General features: G+C 45.5%; 21 protein-coding genes. 18 read left to right on the forward strand and 3 right to left on the reverse strand.

Going from position 1 to position 22,221, the window contains the following annotated elements:
* Nucleotides 1–11: 11 nt before the first annotated feature.
* From IMZ16_RS06780 to IMZ16_RS06860, 17 genes are all read left to right on the forward strand, one after another.
* Nucleotides 12–3,089 (forward strand): TAT-variant-translocated molybdopterin oxidoreductase, encoded by a 3,078-nt coding sequence (locus tag IMZ16_RS06780; protein ID WP_193439409.1) that lies wholly within the window; start codon nucleotides 12–14, stop codon nucleotides 3,087–3,089.
* An 18-nt stretch (nucleotides 3,090–3,107) separates the two neighbouring features.
* The gene (nrfD, locus tag IMZ16_RS06785) at nucleotides 3,108–4,508 is read left to right on the forward strand and encodes an NrfD/PsrC family molybdoenzyme membrane anchor subunit (RefSeq protein WP_193439410.1); all 1,401 of its coding nucleotides are present in this window, start codon (nucleotides 3,108–3,110) and stop codon (nucleotides 4,506–4,508) included.
* The gene (locus IMZ16_RS06790; RefSeq protein WP_193439411.1) at nucleotides 4,498–5,019 is read left to right on the forward strand and encodes a DUF3341 domain-containing protein; all 522 of its coding nucleotides are present in this window, start codon (nucleotides 4,498–4,500) and stop codon (nucleotides 5,017–5,019) included. Before nrfD ends, IMZ16_RS06790 begins: the two co-directional genes overlap by 11 nt.
* A gap of 1 nt (nucleotide 5,020) precedes the next feature.
* Nucleotides 5,021–5,728, forward strand: coding sequence for a c-type cytochrome (locus IMZ16_RS06795; RefSeq protein WP_193439412.1), 708 nt, complete (start codon nucleotides 5,021–5,023; stop codon nucleotides 5,726–5,728).
* Nucleotides 5,729–5,736: 8 nt separating this feature from the next.
* On the forward strand, nucleotides 5,737–7,068 hold the full coding sequence (locus IMZ16_RS06800; RefSeq protein ID WP_193439413.1) for a quinol:cytochrome C oxidoreductase: 1,332 nt from the start codon (nucleotides 5,737–5,739) through the stop codon (nucleotides 7,066–7,068).
* A 68-nt stretch (nucleotides 7,069–7,136) separates the two neighbouring features.
* On the forward strand, nucleotides 7,137–8,321 hold the full coding sequence (locus IMZ16_RS06805) for a hypothetical protein (protein WP_193439414.1): 1,185 nt from the start codon (nucleotides 7,137–7,139) through the stop codon (nucleotides 8,319–8,321).
* Nucleotides 8,322–8,858 carry an adenine phosphoribosyltransferase gene (locus IMZ16_RS06810; protein ID WP_193439415.1) on the forward strand — a complete coding sequence of 179 codons (537 nt, stop codon included), beginning with the start codon at nucleotides 8,322–8,324 and terminating at the stop codon, nucleotides 8,856–8,858.
* A gap of 44 nt (nucleotides 8,859–8,902) precedes the next feature.
* Complete coding sequence (locus IMZ16_RS06815) at nucleotides 8,903–9,604, forward strand: YfgM family protein (RefSeq protein ID WP_193439416.1); 702 nt, start codon at nucleotides 8,903–8,905, stop codon at nucleotides 9,602–9,604.
* 3 nt (nucleotides 9,605–9,607) lie between these two features.
* Nucleotides 9,608–10,123, forward strand: a complete 516-nt coding sequence (gene ribH / locus IMZ16_RS06820; RefSeq protein WP_193439417.1) for a 6,7-dimethyl-8-ribityllumazine synthase — start codon at nucleotides 9,608–9,610, stop codon at nucleotides 10,121–10,123.
* 57 nt (nucleotides 10,124–10,180) lie between these two features.
* A complete protein-coding gene (gene ypfJ, locus IMZ16_RS06825; protein ID WP_073179908.1) occupies nucleotides 10,181–11,035 on the forward strand; it encodes a KPN_02809 family neutral zinc metallopeptidase in 855 nt (284 codons plus the stop codon).
* A 66-nt stretch (nucleotides 11,036–11,101) separates the two neighbouring features.
* On the forward strand, nucleotides 11,102–11,878 hold the full coding sequence (locus IMZ16_RS06830) for a Rossmann-like and DUF2520 domain-containing protein (protein WP_193439418.1): 777 nt from the start codon (nucleotides 11,102–11,104) through the stop codon (nucleotides 11,876–11,878).
* A 118-nt stretch (nucleotides 11,879–11,996) separates the two neighbouring features.
* Nucleotides 11,997–12,884 carry a GLPGLI family protein gene (locus IMZ16_RS06835; protein WP_193439419.1) on the forward strand — a complete coding sequence of 296 codons (888 nt, stop codon included), beginning with the start codon at nucleotides 11,997–11,999 and terminating at the stop codon, nucleotides 12,882–12,884.
* A gap of 123 nt (nucleotides 12,885–13,007) precedes the next feature.
* Nucleotides 13,008–13,259, forward strand: a complete 252-nt coding sequence (locus IMZ16_RS06840; protein WP_073179903.1) for a FeoA family protein — start codon at nucleotides 13,008–13,010, stop codon at nucleotides 13,257–13,259.
* 21 nt (nucleotides 13,260–13,280) lie between these two features.
* On the forward strand, nucleotides 13,281–15,236 hold the full coding sequence (gene feoB, locus IMZ16_RS06845) for a ferrous iron transport protein B (protein WP_193439420.1): 1,956 nt from the start codon (nucleotides 13,281–13,283) through the stop codon (nucleotides 15,234–15,236).
* Nucleotides 15,233–15,388: a hypothetical protein gene (locus tag IMZ16_RS06850; RefSeq protein WP_193439421.1), complete on the forward strand. Its 156-nt coding sequence runs from the start codon at nucleotides 15,233–15,235 to the stop codon at nucleotides 15,386–15,388. Before feoB ends, IMZ16_RS06850 begins: the two co-directional genes overlap by 4 nt.
* Before the next feature lie 157 nt (nucleotides 15,389–15,545).
* The gene (gene glmM / locus IMZ16_RS06855; protein WP_193439422.1) at nucleotides 15,546–16,934 is read left to right on the forward strand and encodes a phosphoglucosamine mutase; all 1,389 of its coding nucleotides are present in this window, start codon (nucleotides 15,546–15,548) and stop codon (nucleotides 16,932–16,934) included.
* An 88-nt stretch (nucleotides 16,935–17,022) separates the two neighbouring features.
* The gene (locus tag IMZ16_RS06860; protein WP_193439423.1) at nucleotides 17,023–18,393 is read left to right on the forward strand and encodes a tetratricopeptide repeat protein; all 1,371 of its coding nucleotides are present in this window, start codon (nucleotides 17,023–17,025) and stop codon (nucleotides 18,391–18,393) included.
* Nucleotides 18,394–18,478: 85 nt separating this feature from the next.
* Here IMZ16_RS06860 and IMZ16_RS06865 read toward each other — a convergent pair whose 3' ends face one another.
* Nucleotides 18,479–19,219, reverse strand: coding sequence for a murein L,D-transpeptidase catalytic domain family protein (locus IMZ16_RS06865; protein WP_193439424.1), 741 nt, complete (start codon nucleotides 19,217–19,219; stop codon nucleotides 18,479–18,481).
* Nucleotides 19,220–19,359: 140 nt separating this feature from the next.
* Entirely contained in the window at nucleotides 19,360–19,893 is a 534-nt protein-coding gene (gene msrB, locus IMZ16_RS06870) for a peptide-methionine (R)-S-oxide reductase MsrB (RefSeq protein WP_193439425.1), read from the reverse strand.
* 21 nt (nucleotides 19,894–19,914) lie between these two features.
* Here msrB and IMZ16_RS06875 point away from each other — a divergent pair, with 21 nt between their 5' ends.
* Entirely contained in the window at nucleotides 19,915–21,159 is a 1,245-nt protein-coding gene (locus IMZ16_RS06875) for a DUF445 domain-containing protein (protein ID WP_193439426.1), read from the forward strand.
* Here the strand turns inward: IMZ16_RS06875 and IMZ16_RS06880 are convergent.
* On the reverse strand, nucleotides 21,144–22,190 hold the full coding sequence (locus tag IMZ16_RS06880) for a quinone-dependent dihydroorotate dehydrogenase (RefSeq protein ID WP_193439427.1): 1,047 nt from the start codon (nucleotides 22,188–22,190) through the stop codon (nucleotides 21,144–21,146). The two genes, IMZ16_RS06875 and IMZ16_RS06880, sit on opposite strands and share 16 nt — an antisense overlap.
* Between the last annotated feature and the right edge of the window lie 31 nt (nucleotides 22,191–22,221).

A 22,221-nucleotide genomic window follows, 5' to 3' on the forward strand; every position in this document is an offset into this window, starting at 1 on the left:
CAGAAGTATAAATGGCTTCCAACAAAATACACTTCAGAAGTATTCACGAGCTAAAGGATCCTGAGCTGAATGCGAAGCTGGCTCAGAAGGAGTTTCAGAACGAGATTCCGGTAGATGAGTTTTTAGCTGATGAAAAGCTCAGCACTTCCGCTACTTCCAGAAGAGACTTTCTGAAACTTTTAGGATTCTCAACTGCGGCAGTTTCATTAGCTGCCTGCGAGTCTCCGGTAATAAAAACAATTCCGTATGTTGTAAAGTCTCACGACATTATTCCAGGGATTCCGAATTATTACGCATCAACGCATTTTGATGGTTACGATTTTGCCAGCGTTCTTGTAAAAACTCGCGAGGGCAGGCCAATTAAAATTGAAGCAAATCCTGCAGCTGGGGAGTGGGGAACTACTAATGCCCGCGTTCAGGCAAGCGTGCTCTCCCTATATGATAATGATAAGCTGAAACAGCCAAAATTAAACGGAAAAGATGCAACCTTTGATGCAGTAGATGATTATATGCTTAAAGGCCTTGCTGAGGCTCAGGCATCAGGAAAGAGGATTGTTCTCGTTTCAAGATCATTCCCTTCCCCTACATTTAAAAAACTTTTCGCAGATTTTAAAACCAAATATCCTAATGCAGAGCTTGTAACTTACGATCCCGTGTCGTATGCTGCAAACCTTGATGCCGCACAGGAAGTTTTCGGCAGAAGGGCACTCCCGGTTTATGATCTGAAAAACGCTGAACTGGTAGTGTCTTTCGGTGCGAATTTCCTGGAAGATTTCAACGCTCAGTCGTTATCAAAATCTTATGCGGAGGCACGACAGCCAGGCGCCGGTATGCTTAGACATATTCAGGTTGAGTCCAACCTGTCACTCACCGGAGCAAATGCTGATACCCGCTACAGACTGAAGCCATCCGCAGTATATAGGACGCTGGTGGAAGTTTACAATGCGATCTCTGGCGGCGGAACTTCCGACAAAAATGCAGCAGCCATAGCCAGAGAACTACAGGCTAAGGGCAGTAGGGCAGTAGTTTTCGCAGACGGCTCGAAGGCGGCTATTGTACTTTCTCACCTTATCAATCAGAGACTTGGGTCAGCTGCTTTTACCGGAGCTGCAAATTATCTTAAGGAATTTGACGGTGCGCGCTACGCAGAATTTTTAACTTGGCTGCAGTCAGGTCAGGTCGGGGTTCTTATTACAAATAATATTAATCCGGTATATACTGCTGCCAAAGGCCGTACATTTAAAGATGCGGTTGCAAGAGTGCCGTACACACTCGCCGTTGCGGATAAGAAAAACGAAACAGCAGCAACTGCCAAAGCAATAATACCAGCAGCGCACTGGTTGGAATCCTGGGGCGACCTTCAGCCTGCGAGCGGCGTGTATAGCCTTATGCAGCCTACGATTCAAAAAATTTTCAAATCCAGGCAGATAGAGGAATCCCTTCTGGTTTGGATAAACGGAAAAAATAATCCGGCGAATAATTATTACGATTATCTCAAAGCAAATTCGGCTCAATATTTAGGTGGCAAATCTTTCAACAAAGCATTGTACGATGGCTACAATGGTCAGCTTGCTGCCGCAGGGCTAAGCTATACCGGAGGGAATGCAGCACAGGCGATTTCCGAGCTGAGCGCTTTCCGCCCATCTGAGCTGGAACTCATGCTTTACACCAAAACGGGCGTGGGAGACGGTACTCAGGCCAATAACCCTTGGCTTCAGGAGTTGCCGGATCCTATTACAAGGATGTCCTGGGATAATTATTTAACGGTATCTCCTAAAGATGCCGAGCGCTTAGGATTGGAAAATACGCTAAACGGCAGGATGCAGCTCGATGGATCCAGAGTGAACATTACCGCAAACGGCATTACGCTGAAAGATGTGCCGGTATTTATACAGCCGGGCCAGGCAGATGGCTCCGTAGGTCTTGCCCTTGGCTATGGTCAGGTGGGCGCAGGAAAAGTTGCCGAGACAGGGATAAATGCTTACCCGCTTTTCGACGGTTCTAATTTTGCAGTTTCAAATGTAAAAATTGAAAAAGCCGGCGGGAAACATAAATTTGCCGGGATGCAGCTGCAGAATACCCTGATGGGAAGATATGATATTGCCAAAGAAGTTTCCCTAGATGATTTCATCAATATCAAATACGATGATCCTAAGAAAGGCTGGAATAAGCCAATAGAGTATCATACACTTACTAGTGCGGCTCCGGCTGATAAAATTGATCTTTGGGATGCGTGGGATGATACGGACGGTCCGCATTTTAACCTTTCTGTAGACCTCAATGCCTGTACCGGTTGCGGAGCCTGCGTGATTGCCTGCCAGGCAGAGAATAATACACCTGTAGTAGGAAAGGATGAGGTGCGTATGTCCCGCGATATGTATTGGCTGCGGATAGACAGATATTATTCCTCCAGCGAAAAACTTAAGGTGAAAGACGCACTTGACAAAGGTATGAATGTTCCTGATATGTATGGGAACGCCTTCAGCAAAGAGGCTGGCGTACTGAACCATCCGGCGGATAATCCTGATGTGATATTCCAGCCCGTAATGTGTCAGCATTGTAACCATGCGCCTTGCGAAACCGTTTGTCCTGTGGCGGCAACTTCACACGGTAAGCAGGGGCAGAACCAAATGGCTTACAACAGATGTATCGGTACTCGCTACTGTGCTAACAACTGCCCGTATAAAGTCCGCAGATTCAACTGGTTTACTTACAATCTGAATGATAAGTTCGATTATAACATGAATAACGACCTTGGCCGTATGGTGTTGAACCCGGATGTGGTAGTAAGGACCAGGGGGGTAATGGAGAAATGCTCCATGTGCATCCAGAAGACACAGCTTACAATTCTTGAAGCCAAGAAGGAAGGCAGAAGAGTCGCGGACAGCGAATTCCAGAATTCCGTAGCTTGCGCCACGGCGTGTCCATCCGGGGCTATGAAGTTTGGAGATATGAATGATAAAGAATCTCTTGTACGCCAGCTTTATAAGAGCGACAGGAGATATCACCTGCTGGAGGAAATCGGCACAAGGCCAAATGTCTTCTATCATACCAAGGTAAGAAACAGAAGGGAAGAAAATAATGTTTAAACAATTAAGAGCTTAGAAATGTCACATTACGAAGCACCGATTAGGGAACCGTTAATTCTTGGTCATAAGACTTATCACGACATCACTGAGGATATTGCCAGGCCAATAGAGGAGAGGGCCGGCAAACTTTGGTGGATCTCAATGACGCTCGCACTGATTTTGTTCATCTATGGCTTTGGCTGCATCGCCTATACAGTGGGCACAGGTATCGGCTCCTGGGGCCTGAACAGGACAGTAAACTGGGGTTGGGATATTACTAACTTCGTATGGTGGGTGGGTATCGGCCACGCCGGTACGCTGATTTCTGCCGTACTCCTGCTCTTCAGGCAGAGATGGAGGATGTCTGTAAACCGCTCTGCAGAGGCAATGACGATTTTTGCAGTAGTCCAGGCAGCAATCTTCCCGCTAATCCACATGGGTAGGCTTTGGCTTGGGGATTGGGTATTCCCGGTGCCAAACCAGTTTGGCTCCCTTTGGACTAACTTTAACTCGCCGCTACTCTGGGACGTATTCGCTATTTCTACCTACTTCTCAGTATCCACAGTATTCTGGTTTGTAGGGCTTATACCGGATTTTGCTATGATCCGCGATAGGGCTAAGACACCTTTCACCAAGAAAATCTATACCTTCCTGGCTTTCGGGTGGGGAGGAAAAGCTAAACATTGGCAAAGATTTGAAGAGGTGTCACTTGTGCTGGCCGGCCTTGCAACACCGCTGGTATTCTCGGTACACACCACCGTATCATTTGACTTTGCAACATCTGTAATTAAAGGATGGCACTCTACCATCTACCCACCATATTTCGTTGCCGGTGCTATTTTCTCAGGATTTGCAATGGTACAGACGCTGCTGCTGGTTGCCAGGAAAGTTTGCCACCTTGAAGATTACATCACAATGTATCACATCGAAATTATGAACATCGTAATTATCGTTACCGGAGGTATGGTTACTGTTGCATATGCAGTGGAATATTTCATTGCGTGGTATTCCGGCTCAAGGTTTGAAGATTTCACTTACCTTTCCCCGGGTGCAGCTACTGGACCCTACTGGTGGGCTTTCTGGGCACTGATAATCTGCAACCTTATAATCCCGGCATTGTTCTGGTTTAAAAAGGTGAGAACCAACATTATTGCGACCTACCTGATTGCCTTGGTAATTAATATCGGTATGTGGTTCGAGCGTTTCGACATTATCGTAATCAATCTTTCCAGAGATTATCTACCAAGTTCCTGGACGATGTTTAAGCCTACAATCATTGATGTGGGCGTATATCTGGGAACCATAGGGTTCTTCTCAGTCCTATTCCTGCTCTATGCAAGAACATTCCCCGTGATTGCGCAGGCTGAACTGAAATCCATACTTAAAATATCTGGTGAAACCTATAAAGCTAAAGAAGGAGATGAGCACCATGAACACTAATAAAATAATCTACGGGCTTTACGCAGACGATGATGAAATGATGCAGGGTATAAAAGCTTGCAACGAAAAGGGCATCGCGATCAATGAAGTTTATACACCTTTTCCGGTACACGGGCTGGATAAAGCATTGGGTCTTCGTAAAACCAGGATTTCCGACGCTGCTTTCCTTTATGCCATATATGGCTTGCTGATAGGAGGGTTGGTAACTTGGTATACAATGAACCACGACTGGCCGCAGAACATCGGCGGTAAGCCAGCGTTCGACTGGGCACACAATATGCCGGCATTCGTTGTTCCCATGTTCGAGCTTATGGTTTTCTGCTCTGCCCACCTGATGTGTTGGACATTTTTCATCAGAAATAGAATGTACCCACTAGCGCCGGCTCAAAACCCTGATCCGAGGACTACCGATGATAAGTTCCTTGTAGAGTTCGTTGGAGGAGATGTTGAAAAAATCAAACAGATACTCGTAGAAACCGGTGCTGAAGAAATAACTGTAAAAGACGCTTAAGATGAAACTTAATTTTCTGAATATACCGTTTTCAATAGCTTTAGGAGCGTTGGTACTTACATCCTGCAGCGACAGTTCGAAACCGCCACTGCAGTACTTTCCTGATATGTACTACCCTGTCGCCTATGATCCGCTGCAAAAAGCAGAAGACCCTTATTCCAAACATGAAAACGAAATCCCCGCTTTCATCGCTCAAGAAGGAGCCACTGCGCTGAAAGCAGTTGCGGGAACCGTTTCCAGGAACGCGGATGGAATTCTCGCTGAAGATAAGCTGCCATCCAATCCAGATGAATATAATGCAGGCTACGAAGCATCGAAATCAATAACTGCTTCTCCGTTGTTTGATGGCAATAAAGAAAAGGATATAGAACGAGGGAAGAAAATGTACGAATATACTTGCGCGGCTTGCCACGGGTCAGCTGGCGACGGACAGGGGCCAATCGTACAGAGCGGAGCATATTCCGGAGTTCCCAATTATGCAGATCGAGAGCTTACAGTAGGCTCCGTTCATTATGTTCTCACTCATGGCCGCAACGCTATGGGATCCTACGCCGGGCAGCTTACTCCCGGAGACAGGTGGAGAGTTGCTATGTATGTAATGAGTGCCTTTAAAGCTGGAAATACAGCTCAGCCTGCAGGGGCTCCAGAAGATAATAACAATCAGGCAGAGGCAGACGCAACCGCTAATACTACTAATGATTTAAAATAATTTCGGTAATGTATAAGTTTTCACCTAAATTAAAATCTATCTCCCTAATCACTCTTGCAGCTGGATTGCTACTTTTTTTGATTGGGTTTTTCATTAACCGGAGCTATGATGCAGGCCATATTGAACATATGATGGAAGCCGTACATCAGTCTGGGCATACGGCGCCAACACACTCAAGCGAGATGACGGGGCCACAGGATCACGCCGCACACCTGGATCACGCAAAAACCCAGGTTGGCAATCAACCTTTGGCGTCGCTGCATTTTATGGCGGTATTTGCCTTTGGTACTGCGTGCTGCGTACTCTTTTTTTATTGCATTCAGCATGCGGCACACGCTGGCTGGTCTATCATCATTACCAGGGTAATGGAGGCTGTTTCATACTTCATCCCTGTTGCAGGCGCTGTGCTGCTGATTATAATGGCACTGAATGTGACTCACATCGGTCATCTTTTCCACTGGATGGATCCTGAGCTTGTAAACCCTGAAAGCGACCATTTTGATGAGCTTATTTATGAAAAAAGCAAGTTTCTGAATATTCCAGGCTATATTATCAGAAATCTGATCTATGTGCTGGGTGCAAGTTTCTTTGCCTGGAAACTAAGGAAGCAATCCAAACTAGTTGATGAAACCAAGTCTGCAGTAGAATATCAGAATCTTTACAGATGGTCAGTAGGATATATCGTGTTTTTCGGTTTTTGCTCCGCAGCCTGGGGCTGGGACTGGCTGATGACCATCGATCCACACTGGTATTCTACCATGTACATCTGGAACGCCATGGTAAGCAATCTTGCAACCTGTATGGCGGTAATCACGCTGCTTTGTATTTATCTAAAGAAAACCGGCGCCCTGCCTGAATTTAACGACAACCACCTGCATGATATGGCTAAATATCTTTTCGCTACATCCATGCTTTGGGCTTATACCTGGTTTGCTCAGTTTATGCTTTACTGGTATGCCGATATTCCGGAGGAGGTAAACTATTTCAAAGGGCGATTTGATCACTATGGAGTAACCTACCTGCCGATGCTCATCATTAATTTCTTAATCCCTCTGATGGTAATGGTTTCTTCCAGCATTAAGAGAAATTACGCAGTGGTAGGCGCTATGGCAGTTATTGTAATCATTGGACACATTGTTGACTTCTTCAATATGGTGATGCCGGGGACGGTGGGGCCATACTGGCGGGATCCAGCTATGATCCTTATGGTTTTCGGGTCTATACTTTTATTCACGGGCGCTTTTATTTTCGTGGTGATGAATGGGCTTGCAAAACTGAAGCTAATCCCTACAGGAAACCCATACCTTCACGAGTCTATCATCTATGAATACCCTTTCTGATTAAACTATAGAAATAATTCCCGGCATTTCTTGCCGGGTTTTTTTATTTTAGCACAAAATATTTTAGTATGAAACTAAAGTTTAACCTATTCTTAGCAGCCGCATTTGTATTTCTTCTGTCCTGCAAGAAAGATAATGTGGATGGTACCACGCCGCAGGCTTTTCAGGCGAGTATAAATGATATGTCTTCCTCACTGAATACATTGCAGCAAACTAAGTTTAACGAGGCTCTTTACATCCTGAAAACTTTCGGAACGGATGGGAAAAACGATCAGGAGCAACTGAACAGCTTAGCAAAAATGCTCGATGGCAAAAGTGTAAAAGAAATATTTGCTATGGCAGATCAGGTCGCAGCATCCCACAATATTACTTGGAGTAGCGACGGGCCGCCATCTCTTGGCTCTATGAATATTTTTGGTAATGAGGCGCCGGCTCAGTACGATCCTAATGATATCAAGGCAGCGGGTCTCAGCATTGAGGTAGAGCCACTTTCCATAGAATCCGGTGTAGGGCCAAAAGCATATCAAATTATCCCCAGACTTGTGGACAGCGGAGGAAATCCTATTAAATTTACTGGAGCCGCACTGGAGGCAGAGATGGAAGTCAGCAGTGGCGGCAGCAGGCTTCTCACGATGAAAAGCCTTATGCAGGACAGTGACTTTCAGGGCTTTAATGTTCGGCTAGACAGAATTCCTGCTTCAAAAGTTTTAGATAATGCCATTGACATCACAATTTCCGTAAAAACTACCAAAAAAACCTTCCGTATGCTGAAAACCGGTGTTCCTGTAAACTCTGCGGCACTAAAGGCAACTCCGCCAGCGAATGCTGATTCCGCTACAGTAAAAAAAGATGAAAGGCTGGCGGAGCAGGTTGAAGAAAACAGGCCGGTAAACGATGCCGAGGAATCCCTCCGGCAGCAGGGAAACACAAATCCGGCAGGAGACCCGAGAAGTACTGTAGAGGCATTCTTGAAAAATCTCAATGATCAGAATTTCAGAGGTGCGTATGGAAATGCCGACAACCCTGCGTGGAGTTCCTATGAAGCCTTTGCCAACCCTGCATCAGGCTTCGGAGGGGTGAAAAATATTTCTATAAAAAGCATCGGGAAGCCCACGGTAAGCGGTAATGCGGCAACCGTAAATGCCAGCTACGAGGCTACCGACAAGGAGGGAAATACAACTCCTCTCAAGGTAACCTTCGGGCTGAAGAATGTAAATGGAAACTGGAAAATCTCAAGCTACAAAATCAATTAAATGACAGATAAAGTTCTCCGCAACAGACTCGCGGAAAGCATAGAAACTATCCCTGACTTTCCCAAGGCGGGGGTGATGTTCCGCGATATCACGCCAATATTTCTGGATACACCACTGTACGAAGAAGTCATCAAAAGCTTTGCAGACTTCAGCAGAGGGAAAATAGATGTGGTATGCGGCATCGAAAGCCGCGGCTACCTTTTCGGCATCGCCATCGCCGTGGCACTAGAGGTTCCGTTTATCCTCATCAGGAAGAAGGGAAAACTCCCGCCTCCCGTAGTATCGCAGGTCTACGACTTGGAATACGGTAGCAGCGAAATTGAAATGCGGGAAAATCAACTAAAACCGGGGCAGCGCGTCCTCATCCACGACGATCTACTCGCCACAGGCGGCACAACGGAGGCTGCGGCTATGCTTGTACAGAAACAGTCTGCCGTAGTCTCGCAGTTCAGCTTCCTTATCGAGCTGGATGATTTAAAAGGAAATGAAAAACTGAAAAGGTTCGGGGCAGAAATCTACAGCATTCTTCATTACTGAAAAATCTCACCGCGATTGCTTACATTTGCAAACATTTACAAAATATGGCTAAAAAAGAAGATATAAAAGAAAAAGAGGGCAAAGAAACGGTTGAGTTTTTTAAAGAACTCGACAGGGACGCGCTGCAAACAGAGAAGTTTTTTGAGAAACACGCAAAAACTTTTGCCGCAGTCATTGGTGCGCTTGTGCTGCTTGCCATCGGGTATTTCGCCTATTACCAGTATGTCATCGTTCCTAAGAATGATGAGGCGGCCCTGGCTTTCCTGAGAGCGCAAAAAGCCCTGAACGAAGGAGATGAAAAAGCTGCCCTTGGGAAAAAGGGCTCTGCCAACCCTGGCTTTATAGGGACATATGAAAATTACTCCGCTACCGATGCGGGCAAGCTGTCAGCGTACAATGCCGGAATCCTAAAGTTCAGAGAAGGAAAATTCAGCGAAGCCTACGATCTTCTGGATAAATTTAAATCCTCAAACAAAATCCTTATGGCGATGAAGTATGGCGCAATGGCCGACTGCAAGGCAAATATGAACAAAAAGGAAGATGCGCTAAGCCTTTTGGACAAGGCTATTGCCGCATCCGGCGATCCCTACACGGAATGCTATTTCACAAGAAAGGCAGGGATGCTTTCGCTAAGTGCCAAAAAGAAAGAGGCGGCAAAGAAATATTTTTCTAAAATTGAGGAAAAATACAGGGATTATGACAACGGTATGTCTGATGCCTATATTGAAATGGTAAAATATTATTAGAATATGGCAAGTGTAAATCTTTCCGATTACAAGCCGATCAATATCGCCAATGCCGAGGAAATTTCTGTCGGCATTGTTTTTTCTGACTGGAACAGCTTCGCAACGCACGGGATGCGGGACGGAGCGGTGGGGGTTCTTACAAAAGAAGGAATTTTAAAAGAAAACATTAAAATCTTTGAAGTGCCCGGCGCATTTGAGCTCAGCTATGCGGCAATGCAGCTCTGCAAAACAGGGAAATTTGATACGGTGATCGCCATCGGCTGCGTGATAAGGGGGGAGACGCCCCATTTTGATTATGTGTGTTCGGCGGTGGCGCAGGGCATCAAAGACTGCAATATACTAACGGAAACCCCTGCCATTTTCTGTGTGCTTACTGATGATACCAAAGAGCAGAGCATCGCCAGAAGCGGCGGCACGCTGGGCAACAAGGGCGTAGAAGCAGCGGCAACTGCTCTGCAAATGGTGGAATTCAGGCGGGCGGTAAAATTGAAAGAGTCGCCGATTGGTTTTGGCAAATAAAATTATATTTGTGAATAAATTCTCAAATTTTATAAATTTAGACCTAATTTTCTGAATATGAGATGGATAAACGAAAGCAGCGGCGGTAATGTTTCCGACAGGCGCGGCAGAGGTGGCGGCGGGATGATAATCGGCGGGGGCCTGGGCACTCTGATTATCGCGGCTATTGTCTTCTTTCTTGGCGGGGATCCGTCGGCAATCCTCGGCTCAAGCATTTCTGGGCAGCCCCAGACGGAAAGCCGCGAGCTGACGCCGGAGGAAAAACAGGTATACAGGTTTGTGGATATGATAGCAGGGGCCAATCAAAATACCTGGAACGAAATTTTCGCGGAAAATAATATGAGATTCACTCCGGCAAAAATTGTAATGTTTGAGAATGGAACAAGCAGCGGCTGTGGTGTGGCGCAGTCCGCTATGGGGCCTTTCTACTGCCCAAATGATCAGACCATCTATGTGGATATGAGTTTCTTCAATGAGCTCCAGAGTAAGTTTGGCGCACGCGTATCTGAATTTACCGTGGCCTATGTCCTCGGGCACGAGTACGGGCACCATGTCCAGAACCTTCTGGGTACGCTGGATCAAACGGAACGCCTGCGCAGAAGCGGCAGATATTCTGAAAGAGAGTTGAACCGCGTTTCCGTAGCGACAGAACTGCAGGCGGATTTCTTTGCAGGGCTTTGGGCTAGGAAAACTAACGACCGCACGAACTTCATTGAGCCGGGCGATATCGAAGCGGCGATCTCCGCTGCAGAAGCGGTGGGAGATGACAATATCCAGAGGCGAGCGCAGGGATATGTACGCCAGGAAAGTTTTACGCACGGCAGCTCTGCCCAGAGGAAAGACTGGTTTATGCGCGGCTACAACACGGGGGATATCCGCCAAGGCAATACCTTTGATCAGCTTCTTAGATAACATTATTTTGTTTTATCATTAAGTCTGGGCAGCGGAAGCAGATTTTCCTATGCTCATACATCGCAAATGAAGATATGCATTATCGGTTCCGGGAATGTAGCTTACCACCTTGCCAAGGCTTTTAAAACCAGCGGGATAAATGTGGATAGGATATATGGGCGCAACGAGGCTGCGCTGCGGGAAATCTCTGCCAGTCTGGATATTCCGTTTGCAACAGAGAGCCTTCCAGAAGCGGAGCTCTACATCATTTCCGTAAAGGATGATGCAATAGCCGAGGTGTCTTCATTTATCCAAGACAAAAAATGCCTGGTAGCGCACACCTCCGGCTCGGTGCCTATGCAAAGTCTTCGGGGAGGCTACCGCAAGGCAGTGTTTTACCCGCTGCAGACCTTTTCCAAGGAAAAAAACCTTAGCTATCGTGACATACCCTTCTTCGTAGAAGCAGAAAATGAGAAGGACGAAAAACTACTAATTAAGCTTGCCGGACAGATTTCGGATAAAGTCAGTTTGGCGGATTCCGTTCAGCGCAGATATATCCATCTCGCCGCAGTATTCGCCTGCAATTTTGTAAATCATCTATTCGCCCGTGCAAAGGAAATAGCTGAAAATCACGGCATAGCTTTTGATAACTTCCTACCGCTGATTACGGAAACCGTGGGGAAAATCTACACGATGGATCCAAAAAAGGTGCAAACGGGACCCGCAATTCGCGGAGACTTTTCAGTGATAGCTGCCCACCGCCTATTGCTAGAAGAGCAGATGCCACAGAAGATTTTTGATGTAATGAATGAATCCATAATTGAAATGTACCACCCACGGAAAAGAGAAAAATCCCGCAACTAATGTCGCAGGATTTTCCTCATTACTAACCCAAAAATTCTATGAAAAAGAATGGGGTAAAGTTACTAATATTTCTTAAACCTACAAGACTATATTATTTAAAAACAAAAAATCCGACAAGATGAAAAGATTCCTCACGCTAATTTTGCTCACAATTGTGCTTGGTGTAAATGCTCAGCAGGCTACAAGATTCTTCTACGAGCTGAATTATAAGCCAAAAAAAGATGCCGAAGGTACGGAGAAAGTAATGACAGTGCTGGACATTACGGGAGAAAAATCAATCTATAAAGATTATACACTTGCTGCGCAGGACTCCGCAATTGTAGCTGCGGTGGAAGAAATGGAGCGTACTAAAACCTGGAAGGATCCCATGAAAATGCTCACAATGCCGAAGTTTACTTACAAAATCACCAAACATTACCCCATTACACAGACCCGGTACACGGACAATATTAGCCGGAATCTTTTCGCCTATGATGAGCCGGTAAAATTTGTATGGAAGGTGGAAAAAGATAGGCAGAAAATAGGGGAATATAGTGCACAAAAAGCCACTACCGAGTTCAGGGGCCGCAATTGGACAGCGTGGTTTACTCCTGACATTCCCTTCCCAGACGGCCCTTATAAATTCTACGGTCTGCCCGGACTCATTGTGAAGATTGAAGATTCAGAACAAAATTATTCCTGGGAACTCAAAGGTAACCGAAAAATAGAGAAATACTCCGAGCAGACGGAGGCGGACAAAATAAATGCAAGATACGGCCTGGACCAGACGCCAAAAATTATCACCAAAGAAAAATTCGAACAGGCGGAGAATGCCTTCCGCGCTGACCCACTAGCAGAATTCCGCCAATTTATGACCCCGGAGATGATGGGAAGGAAGATGCCGGGATCGGATAAAACAGTGGCAGAATTTATGAAGGAAAGAGAAAAAATGGCAAAGGATTTCTTCAACTACAACACCAACCCGATAGAGCTTACGCAGTCGGAGCCCAAGAAACAACGAAAATAATTCACTAAGATTCTGATCAACTGCTCCCTGTGGGCAGTTTTTTTATGCGTTAATCTTGGGTTTCTCTCAGGCGTTAATTAGATTAAATTTAAATTAGCTAACTTTGCAACCAAAGCGAAGCCGATGGATAGCCTGAAAAAAGAAACTCTATGCTGCTTCCCGAAAAAGAAACTCGGGCAAATCTGCGATTATAACGATGGGCAGGATACGATGCCCTGCAAAATCGTGGAAATGGGCCTGGTGCCCGGCACAAAATTCCGCGTGCTATATCAGGCGCCGTTTCGCGGGCCACTCTACATAGAATTCGGCACAGAAAAAAGCAGGCTGGCACTTCGCGAAGAAGAAGCGCGGTACATACAGGTAGAAAGCCTTTAACCAAAAGTTTCGGCGGAAGCAATGCAGGAACGGAAGGAAATTTTACTGGTAGGCAACCCGAATGTTGGGAAATCCACGATTTTCAACGCGCTGTGCAACACCACGCAGAAAACCGGAAATTACGCCGGCGTTACGGTAGCATCGCTCAGCGGAAACTACACCTACCGAAATCAGGAAGTGCAGGTGGTGGATTTGCCCGGCGCCTACAGCATCTATCCTTCGGCGGAAGATGATGCAGTTTTCGCACGCTATCTGTTTGAAAATCAAGAGAATTACTCAGGAATTGTTTACATCATCGAGGCGCTGAACTTAAAGCGCGGGCTCCTGCTATTTCAGCAATTGCAGGATTTAGGGCTGCCGCTTTTGGTAGTCATCAACCAAACTGATGAAGCGGAAAAGCGAGGCATTACCATTGATTTACAATTACTTAGCGAAAAACTCGGTGTGAAGGTTTTAGGGATGAATGCCAAAGCTCAGCAGGGCATTGATGCGCTGAAGGAAGCCATACATCGGCAGGAATTCAGCATCAGCGAAAAACCGCAGTTTGAAATTCCGGCAGAGCATACTTTCGCGAAAAATTATAACGAATGGGCGGAATTTGCTTCCGGAACTAATTTACCCAAAAACCTTTCAGCAAGGCGGTTACAAACGCAGGAAACGGTAAGGCGATATCAGAACATTGAAAAATTTCTGCCGGAAGTTTACCACCAAAAACCAGATGCCAAAGAACTGCTTACAGAAAAACTGGATAAAATCTTGGTGCACCCAGTTCTCGGCTATATAATCTTCGGCATCGTGCTGCTGATGCTATTTCAGGCGGTTTTCTGGATGGCGGAATTTCCGATGAGCTGGATTGAGGACGGCTTCTCGTGGCTTTCAGCCGTGGCACATCAGAATTTGCCAGAGGGCCCGCTTAATTCACTGGTTTCCAACGGGATAATTCCAGGAATTGGCGGCATTGTAGTTTTCGCACCGCAAATCGGCATCCTGATGTTTTTCCTGTATCTGCTGGAAGATTCCGGCTATATGGCAAGGGCGGTATTTTTGATGGACAGGTTTCTGCGGCCATTCGGGCTGAATGGGAAAAGCGTGGTGCCGCTGGTTTCTGGCACAGCCTGCGCGATACCTGCCATTATGGCAGCCCGCAACATCGAGAATGCTAAAGAGCGGCTCATCACCGTACTTGTAACGCCGTTTATGACCTGCTCTGCCAGGCTGCCCATCTACACCACAATCATCACGCTGGTTATTCCGTCCGGAGATTTTCTCGGCATCCGGTACGATGCGCTGGCACTTCTGGCGATGTACATCCTCGGTTTTCTGGCGGCGATTTTCTCTGCATTTATTTTGGATAAAATCATTAAAACCGGGAAAAAATCTTTCCTGGTGATGGATTTGCCGACTTACAAAATGCCGATGTTCTGGAAAGATTTCAAGCTGATGCTGGCAAGAGTGTGGGAATTTATCAACGGTGCAGGGCGCATTATTTTCTTCATCAGCATCATCATCTGGTTTTTCAGCTTCATAGGCCCGAAAACCGAGCCCCAGCAAAAATTCGTGGCCACCGATGTGGAAATGCAGGATTCTTACCTGGCAAAAGCAGGGCAAATCATTGAGCCTGCGATAAAACCTTTAGGCTACGACTGGAAAATTGGCGTGGGCATCCTCACAAGCTTCGTGGCCAGGGAAGTTTTCGTGGGCACGATGAGCACGCTTTACAGCCTGGAAGAAGATGCGCCGGAAACCAAGCTTATCGAGAAAATGCACGCCGACACCTGGCCAAGCGGCGAAAAAATTTACAGCCTTGCCACAGGGCTTTCCATCCTGGTTTTCTACGCTTTCGCGATGCAGTGCGCTTCCACGGTAGCCATCGTTTACCGCGAAACGCAATCCTGGAAATGGACGGCCGGACAAATGCTGGGGATGACGGCGCTTGCCTACATTGCGGCATTTTTGGTTTATCAGATTTTTAAATGATGGAAACTTCTCTGCTCATTCAGTACATCATCGTAGGCCTGCTGGTCTTGTCGGCTTTCTACGCTATTTTCAGGGTTTTCCGCAAGAATTTTTCGCCAAAGAAATTCAGCAAAAAAGGAGGCTGCGAAGATAATTGTGGCTGCGGTAATTGATTTTCCCTGAAAGATTTCCCAGGAAATTTTGCTAAGTTTGAAACGGCAGCAGATGCTTTCGCTTTGCTGGATTAATCTTACTGTTAATCCGAACTTTGCGTAAATTTGCTGAAAACATCCAAATTTCCAATTTCAAACTTCTAATCTTAAACAAAGCATGGCTTTAATCAAATCAATATCAGGAATCCGCGGAACGATTGGCGGAAAAGTGAACGACAACCTTACGCCGCTGGATGTGGTGAAATTTAACGCAGCTTTCGGCACCTGGCTTCAGAATAAAAATCAGCGGAAAAATCTAACGCTGGTCATCGGAAGAGATGCAAGAATTTCCGGGCAAATGGTGTCATCTCTTGTCACGGCAACTTTGCAAGGACTGGGAATAAATGTGATTGACCTTGGCCTTTCCACAACGCCAACGGTGGAAGTGATGGTGCCAGAACTGAAGGCAGACGGCGGAATAATCCTGACGGCATCGCATAATCCAAAGCAATGGAACGCGCTGAAACTTCTGAACGACAAGGGTGAATTCATCAATGCAGAAGCTGGCGCAGAAGTTTTGCAACTTGCTGAAAATGAAGATTTTACCTTTGCTGAAATCGATGATTTGGGCAGCTATGAAACCAATGATGAGGGCTTTGAAATTCACATCCAAAAAATTCTTGATTTGAAATTGGTGGATGCAGAAGCTGTAAAGGCGAAGAAATTCAAGGTGGTGCTGGATGCGGTGAACTCTACCGGTGGCATCGCAATTCCGCCGCTTTTGGAAAAATTAGGCTGCGAAGTCGTAGAGCTTTATTGCGAGCCGAACGGCCATTTCCCACACAACCCGGAGCCTTTGAAAGAGCACCTGACGGACATTTGCGAACTCGTGAAAAAGGAAAATGCAGACCTGGGCATCGTGGTGGATCCTGATGTGGACAGGTTGGCGCTGATTGATGAAAACGGCGAGATGTTTGGCGAAGAATATACGCTGGTTGCCGTGGCAGATTATGTGCTGAGGCATACGAAAGGCTGCTCGGTTTCCAACCTATCATCCAGCAGAGCGCTCAGAGATGTAAGCCAACTCTCTGATTGTGAATACTTTGCAAGTGCTGTGGGCGAAGTAAATGTGGTGAACCTGATGAAGGAAAAAAATGCGGTAATTGGCGGCGAAGGAAATGGCGGCATCATCTACCCAGAGCTGCATTACGGCAGAGATTCGCTGGTTGGCATCGCGCTGTTTCTCACACACTTAGCGAAGGAAAACAAGACGGTTTCCGAACTTAGGGCCACATATCCGCCGTATTTTATGGGCAAGAAAAAAATCGAGCTGACGCCGGAAATTGATGTGGATGCGCTTTTAACAAAAGTGCGGGAAGCCTATCCAAATGATGAGGTTTCCACGGTAGATGGCGTGAAAATTGATTTTGAAAACAACTGGGTGCATTTGCGGAAATCTAACACGGAGCCTATTATTAGGATTTATACCGAGGCGCACACTCAGCAGGAAGCCGACGAACTTGGCGATGCAATGATTGCGAAAATCAGGAGTTTGGCGACATTCTGAAGTGATAATAAAGTATGGAGTAATGAAAAAAGTCTTCCGAAGTTTGTAAAAATTTTTCGAACTTTGGGAAGGACGATTTAGAAGAATATTGGAAGAATTTTTTGAAAACGAGCTCGCGAAAAAGTTCGAGCAAATGGTGGAAACCGGCGAGCAAACTTATTTCGACAGCGAAGAGCTGGAGGACATCATCATCTATTATCTGGAAATCGGAGATATTAATCTGGCGGAGCTTGCCGTGAATTTTGCAAGGCAACTTCATCCGAATTCCATCGAGCTGAAAACCAAGGAATTGGAGGTTCTGCTAGAACTGGAAAATTATCCTGCAGCGAAAAAAATCATTCGGGAACTTCGCGATTTAGGAATGGAAAGCACCGATTTTTTCGTGTGCTGTGCGAAGTATTATTCCAACCTTGGCAATCCGCAAAAATCCATCGAGTATTGCGAAAAGGCGCTGGAATTTGAGCAGGAAGAAGATTTTCTGCACAATTTTATCGCCGATGAATTTGTAAATCTAAACGACCCGTTCAACGCGCTGAAGCACTACAAACTTGCGCTGCAATACGAACCGCAGGACGATTATGCGCTGGAAAACATTATGTTTTGCTACGCACAATTGCAGCGGCACGATGAGGCGATAAATTTCCTAAACGACTACATCAACCAATTTCCGTTTTCGGAAACGGCTTGGAATGAGTACGGGCAATTCTACTTCAGCCGGAAAAACTACGAGGAAGCCATCCGTGGTTTTGATTACCTTTTGGCCATAAACAGCGATGCCATCGGCGTTTACGCAAACAAGGCAGCCTGCTACGAAGCGATGAAGCAGTGGGAAAATGCGATAGAAGTGTACGAAGAGCTGCTGGAAATAGAATTCACGAAAGCATACACCTACTACAAAATCGGGCTGTGCTACCGCGAAATGCAGCAGCCGATGAAGGCGCTGAAAGCCTTCCAGAAATCTCTGGTGGAAGACCCACAATTTTACCTTTCGATGATGGAGCAGAGCGCAATTTACGAAGAGAACGGGCAGCTAGTGGAAGCCCTGCATTTCGCGCGGGAAGCCGTGGCGCTGAACGAAGGCGATGTGGAGTTTCAGAAGCGGCTTGCCTTCCTGTACATCGACAGCGGAATGTTCGAGCAGAGTGTTGCTTGCCTGCGGAAAATCGTGGAGATTGAGCCTGGAAGATTTTATAACTGGTACGCTTATTCGGAAGTTCTGATGCTGCTGCACGAGTACGAAGAAGCCATCACAATTTTAAATCAGGCGATAAAAATTCACAACCGCGCAGAGCTTTTCTACCAAATCAGTAACTGTCTGTATATTCTTGATTATGAAGAAGATGCAAAGTTGGCGCTGGAAAAAGCGCTGGAAATGGACGACAGCATTTACAATGAAATGGTGATGAAATATCCTACTATTAAAGGCAAGGGAAAGAAGCCAAAAAGGACGAAGAAATAAATTTTGCTAAATTTATTACGAGAAAAAAAATCCCTAAACTCAAGATTTAGGGATTTTTAATTTTTCTGTTAAATTTTTGAAATAATCACAAAAGCCATTCCGAACTGGAAAGGTAATTTTGGTCCGGGTAGTAAAGGAAGAGGCACTGCTTGCCTTTCACGGTATCGATGATTTGCTGCGCCAATTCGCTCGGCACCGCAGGGCAGCCCCAGCTTCTGCCGATTCTCTTGTGCTGCGCCGCAAACTGCTCGCTCACATACTTCGCGCCGTGCATCACCACTGCCCGTTCAAGCGCCGCATCATTCCAGCCCTTATCCATCCCATGCAAGCGCAGCGAGTAACCGTTGCCGCCGAAATAGGTGTCATCCGTCACATAAAATCCAAGGCTGGATTGCAGGGAGTTTCGGTTGTTGGAAAAATTAGTGGCAAATTCATCGCCAGTATTTTTCCCGTGGGCAACCAACGAATTAAACAGCACTTTTTTGGAATTCAAATCGATAATCCACAGCCGTTTTGTATTGGATGATAGCGAAAAATCTACGATGCTGAGAATCTGAGATTCCTGCGGAAGTTTGCCCGCCGCTTTCAATTTCTGGAAACCCTTGTAGGCTTTTTCGAAAACTTCAGGATTCAGCTGATTGATGCCAGAAAAATCTATCGTGGAAAAAATTTCTGTGGAAGAAACCGCATTTTCCTTAATTTCTGAAATTGACTTTACTACGCTAACTGCCTTGTTTTCAACGGTTTCCGTTTCAAAATTTTCACGGTTGATGAACGAGGTGGAAAGCGCGGAAACCAAAGCAAGCGATGCCAAAAGTTTTTTCATCAAATATTATGTTAAGTGATTTAGCGCTGCAAAATTAGAAAATCTCAAAGGTTTAAACTTGAAAACAAGAGAGTTTAACGAAACTTTAGCGTTCCGTTAAGATTTTGTTTAAAATTGCTAAATTGTTGATTTTGAGTTAGTTACTCTTGCTCGTCCGCCTTAAAATTCAAACTGACGGAATTCATACAATAGCGCAGGCCAGTAGGTTCAGGGCCGTCGTTGAAAACATGGCCAAGATGCGATTCGCAGCGCTTGCACAGCACCTCGATGCGCTCCATCCCGTGCGAAGAATCACGGCGGTAAATCACGCCGTTTTTATCCGCCTCGAAAAAACTTGGCCAGCCACAGCTGGAAGCAAATTTCTGCGTGCTCTTGAAAAGATGATTTCCGCAGGCCGCGCAAAAATATTCACCCACTTCATCGAAATCGTTGTACTTCCCTGTGAAAGGCCTTTCCGTGCCGGCTTCACGGGCAATCCGGTAGAGTTCCGGCGAAAGCGCATTTTTCCAATCTTCGTTGCTCACGCTAATTTTCGCGGTGTCCGTTTCGGAATAGTACGGGTTGTTTTTGCTGTTATCCATCGTGATTTTATTATTTTTGGTTGAATTTTGCGGAAGCTGCGAGCAGGAAATTCCCGCCGAAAACATTAATGTATAAATGATGAGTTTTCGCATTTTCGATTTAAACAAAAGTAAATGACTGAAGCTGAAAAGCGCCGAAGCCTGCGCAAATATAAGACTTTCGCCACAGGTTTGTTCGTTCTGATGGCACTAATTTTCGTGGGAATGACGCTGCTGCAAAAATCAAATAGCGGTGCCTGGATTGGCTATGTGAAGGCGTTTTCCGAAGCTGCTATGGTGGGTGCCTTGGCAGATTGGTTCGCCGTTACGGCGCTGTTCCACCATCCTTTGGGACTGAAAATTCCGCACACCAATCTCATCCAGGAAAAGAAGGATGCCATTGGTGATAACTTGGGAAATTTCGTGGTCGGAAACTTTTTGAATCCGCAAAGTATCCGACCTTATATTGTGAATTTGAAAATTTCGCCCTATGCCGCAGATTGGCTACTAAACCCTAAGAATCAGAAATTTCTAGTACAGGAAGGTTCGGAAATTTTCAAGGATTTAATTATGAAAATTGATGATGCAGTGATGTCCAAATTTATTTCGGATAAAGCGATAGATTTTGGTAAGCGTTTGGAAATCAATGCTTTGGCTGGGCAGATGATTCATTACTTCTTAAGCAGAGATGACCACCAAAAGCTCATCACCAATTTGACGAGAGAGCTGAAAATTTACATCGAAAATAATCGGGAAATGGTGCAAAACCGCGTGGAAAAGGAAAGCTATGCCATCATCCCGAAATTTGTGGATAGGGCTATTGCCGATAAAATTACATCCGGAATGCTGCGCTACGCCGATGAAATTCAGCAGGATTTAGAACATCCGATTAGATTAGAAATTTCTAATAAATTACTAACTTTTGCTGAAGAGGTTTCATCAGGAGAGAAATGGAGCGATGAGTTTGATAAATTTAAAACCAATTTCTTAACGGAAGAAAAAATCGGAAGTTACGCTTCGGATATTTGGCTTTCTGTGAAAAAATCCTTGGTAGATTTATTGACGGAAGAGCAATCTCCGATGAAGATTTATTTCGAAAACAGCATACGAGATTTTGCAGTTAATCTTCAGAACAACAATGAGTTACAGCAGCGAATAGATAGGTGGCTTCGTACTACGATCTACAAGCAGGTTCTGAAAAATCGCCATCGTGTTGGTGAAATGATAAGTGCAACGGTGGGTAATTGGGAAGGCAAAGAGCTTTCGGAAAAACTGGAGCTGGAAGTTGGGAAAGATTTACAGTTTATCCGCGTGAACGGAACTTTGGTTGGCGGTTTGGTTGGGCTTGTAATCTATACCTTGGCTCAATTATTACTTTGATAATTTTCAAGTAATTTTTTATTAATATCGTAAATTAGTTTTGGGCCTTCGTAAATGAAGCCGGTGTAAATCTGAACAAGGGTAGCACCAGCGTTGATTTTTTCCAAAGCATCAGTGGCAGAATGAATTCCGCCGACACCGATGATCGGGAAAGCCCTGCCGGATTTTTCCGAAAGATAGTGGATGATTTCCGTGCTGCGCTTCGAAATTGGCTTTCCGCTGAGCCCGCCGTTTCCAATTTTTTCCAGCTCAGATTTCGGTGTTTTCAAGCCGTCCCGATTTGTGGAAGTATTGGTAGCAATAATGCCGTCGATCTTCGTATCTCTCACTAAATCAATGATTTCGTCCAATTGTTTATTGGTAGAATCTGGTGAGATTTTTAGCAAAATCGGTTTTTGTTTCGGCTTGGAATTATTGATTTTTTTGACTTCCGAAATCAGTTCGCGAAGGTAATTCACATCGCCCAATTTTTCGTGGCTGCCAACATTCGGGCAGCTGATATTCAGCACGAAATAATCGCAGTAAGGGTGCAGCGCTTCGAAGCATTGCAGATAATCCGCAGTGTAATCGTCAGGGTGTGTGGCAGTATTTTTTCCGATATTCCCACCAATTATCACTTTTTTTTGATTTTTCTTCAAATTCTCAATCGCCGCTGCAAGGCCGTCATTATTGAAACCCATTCGGTTAATAATGCCTTCGTCATCCAAAATGCGGAACAGCCTTTTCTTCGGATTTCCAGGTTGAGCTTTCGGTGTTACGGTGCCGATTTCGATGAAGCCAAAACCTAAATCGGCAAGTTCATTGTACAGCGCCGCATTTTTATCGAACCCTGCAGCAAGCCCTACGGGATTTCTAAATTTCAACCCGAAAACTTCGCGTTCAAGTCTCTGATTTTCAATGGGTTTCGGTAGAAAAAATTTTATCAGCCAATTGAAATTTTTCAGGACAGAGAAGGTGAAGTGGTGCACTTCTTCCGCATCAAACCGAAAAAGCACCGGCCGAATTGCCGCTTTATAAAGCCGTGAAATCATACTGCAAAGTTAGGAAAGTTTGTGTTTTGAA

Source organism: Cruoricaptor ignavus (assembly GCF_014961145.1).
Lineage (GTDB): Bacteria > Bacteroidota > Bacteroidia > Flavobacteriales > Weeksellaceae > Cruoricaptor > Cruoricaptor ignavus.

Excerpts from the sequence above, each read along its gene's own strand:
- IMZ16_RS06875 (WP_193439426.1), top strand. The coding sequence starts at position 19,915 with ATGACTGAAGCTGAAAAGCGCCGAAGCCTGCGCAAATATAAGACTTTC.
- IMZ16_RS06800 (WP_193439413.1), top strand. The coding sequence starts at position 5,737 with ATGTATAAGTTTTCACCTAAATTAAAATCTATCTCCCTAATCACTCTT.
- IMZ16_RS06865 (WP_193439424.1), bottom strand. The coding sequence starts at position 19,219 with ATGAAAAAACTTTTGGCATCGCTTGCTTTGGTTTCCGCGCTTTCCACC.
- ypfJ (WP_073179908.1), top strand. The coding sequence starts at position 10,181 with ATGAGATGGATAAACGAAAGCAGCGGCGGTAATGTTTCCGACAGGCGC.
- IMZ16_RS06780 (WP_193439409.1), top strand. The coding sequence starts at position 12 with ATGGCTTCCAACAAAATACACTTCAGAAGTATTCACGAGCTAAAGGAT.
- ribH (WP_193439417.1), top strand. The coding sequence starts at position 9,608 with ATGGCAAGTGTAAATCTTTCCGATTACAAGCCGATCAATATCGCCAAT.
- IMZ16_RS06830 (WP_193439418.1), top strand. The coding sequence starts at position 11,102 with ATGAAGATATGCATTATCGGTTCCGGGAATGTAGCTTACCACCTTGCC.
- IMZ16_RS06810 (WP_193439415.1), top strand. The coding sequence starts at position 8,322 with ATGACAGATAAAGTTCTCCGCAACAGACTCGCGGAAAGCATAGAAACT.
- msrB (WP_193439425.1), bottom strand. The coding sequence starts at position 19,893 with ATGCGAAAACTCATCATTTATACATTAATGTTTTCGGCGGGAATTTCC.
- IMZ16_RS06815 (WP_193439416.1), top strand. The coding sequence starts at position 8,903 with ATGGCTAAAAAAGAAGATATAAAAGAAAAAGAGGGCAAAGAAACGGTT.
- IMZ16_RS06790 (WP_193439411.1), top strand. The coding sequence starts at position 4,498 with ATGAACACTAATAAAATAATCTACGGGCTTTACGCAGACGATGATGAA.
- IMZ16_RS06880 (WP_193439427.1), bottom strand. The coding sequence starts at position 22,190 with ATGATTTCACGGCTTTATAAAGCGGCAATTCGGCCGGTGCTTTTTCGG.
- IMZ16_RS06805 (WP_193439414.1), top strand. The coding sequence starts at position 7,137 with ATGAAACTAAAGTTTAACCTATTCTTAGCAGCCGCATTTGTATTTCTT.
- glmM (WP_193439422.1), top strand. The coding sequence starts at position 15,546 with ATGGCTTTAATCAAATCAATATCAGGAATCCGCGGAACGATTGGCGGA.
- feoB (WP_193439420.1), top strand. The coding sequence starts at position 13,281 with ATGCAGGAACGGAAGGAAATTTTACTGGTAGGCAACCCGAATGTTGGG.
- IMZ16_RS06795 (WP_193439412.1), top strand. The coding sequence starts at position 5,021 with ATGAAACTTAATTTTCTGAATATACCGTTTTCAATAGCTTTAGGAGCG.
- nrfD (WP_193439410.1), top strand. The coding sequence starts at position 3,108 with ATGTCACATTACGAAGCACCGATTAGGGAACCGTTAATTCTTGGTCAT.
- IMZ16_RS06850 (WP_193439421.1), top strand. The coding sequence starts at position 15,233 with ATGATGGAAACTTCTCTGCTCATTCAGTACATCATCGTAGGCCTGCTG.
- IMZ16_RS06835 (WP_193439419.1), top strand. The coding sequence starts at position 11,997 with ATGAAAAGATTCCTCACGCTAATTTTGCTCACAATTGTGCTTGGTGTA.
- IMZ16_RS06840 (WP_073179903.1), top strand. The coding sequence starts at position 13,008 with ATGGATAGCCTGAAAAAAGAAACTCTATGCTGCTTCCCGAAAAAGAAA.